This window comes from Streptomyces sp. sk2.1, from assembly GCF_008120935.1.
GTDB lineage: Bacteria > Actinomycetota > Actinomycetes > Streptomycetales > Streptomycetaceae > Streptomyces.
On record NZ_RDBO01000109.1, the window covers coordinates 1 to 1,120 of the forward strand.

Annotated in this window: 1 protein-coding gene; it reads right to left on the minus strand. The window is 67.2% G+C overall.

The features are described from left to right. Window positions 1–45: 45 nt before the first annotated feature. On the minus strand, window positions 46–1,116 hold the full coding sequence (locus tag EAO76_RS40835; protein WP_222872252.1) for an integrase core domain-containing protein: 1,071 nt from the start codon (window positions 1,114–1,116) through the stop codon (window positions 46–48). Between the last annotated feature and the right edge of the window lie 4 nt (window positions 1,117–1,120).

Sequence of the window (1,120 nt, forward strand, 5' to 3'; positions counted from 1 at the left end):
GTTGCTGCTGCCGGTTGCTGCTGCCGAAAACCTCATCCGCCCAGTTCAGGCGGCATGTTGGTACTCGTGGAGGATGCCGCCGAGTCGTTCGCGTTTTCGTATGTCGAGGCGGGTGATCTGCTCCGGATCGGTGATCGGCACCGGCAGCGGGTGCAGCGGACGGGCGTTGGCGATGCCCTGATGCGGCCGGTGGGAGTTGTAGAACTCTTCGAACTCCCGTAGTGCGTGGAGCAGGTGCCGCTGGTTCCAGATCAAGGTGCGGTCCAGCAGCTCACGCCGGCAGGTCTGCACCCACCTTTCCGTGATCGAGTTCATGCGTGGCATCCGTACGCCGCTGAGCACGACCTCGATCCCCGCGTCCTTGAGGACGGTGTCGAACAGGGCGGGGAACTTCCCGTCGCGGTCACGGATCAGGAACCTTGCGCGGCATTCGGCGTCTTCGAGGTCCATGACGAGGTTCTTCGCGGCTTGCGTCACCCACGCGGCGGTCGGGTGCGCGGTGGCGCCCAGGATCCTGATCCGCCGGCTGGCGTGCTCGATCACCGCGAACACATACAGCCGCGCCCCGGACAGCGTGGCCGTCTCCAGGAAGTCGCACGCCAACAGGGCGTCGGCCTGCGAGCGCAGGAAGTCCGACCACGTGCTGGAGGCCCGTTCGGGCGCCGGATCAAGCCCGGCCTCCTTGAGGATTTCCCAGACGGTGGAGGCGGCCACCTTGATACCGAGAACGAGAAGTTCACCGTGGATGCGGCGATACCCCCAGCTGGGATTCTCTTGGGCGAGCCGCAGGACCAGGGCGCGGATGGAGCGCAGGATCCGTGGCCGTCCCGAGCGCTTCGGCCGGGACCGGGCCGCATGGCGGCGTGCGACCAGATCGCGGTGCCAGCGCAGCACCGTGTCCGGACGCACCAGCAGCCGCACCCTGCGCAGCACCTCGACCGGCATCCGATGCAGCAACGCCGCCAAGAACGCGCGATCGCTCGGGGTGAACCGCACCCTCTCGCCACCGAGTTGGCGCTCCAGCACCGTGATCTGATGGCGCAAGGCGAGGATCTCCGCGTCCTTGTCCCGATCGCTCATCGGCAGCAGACGCAGCATCGCGAACGCGTTCGTCACGGTC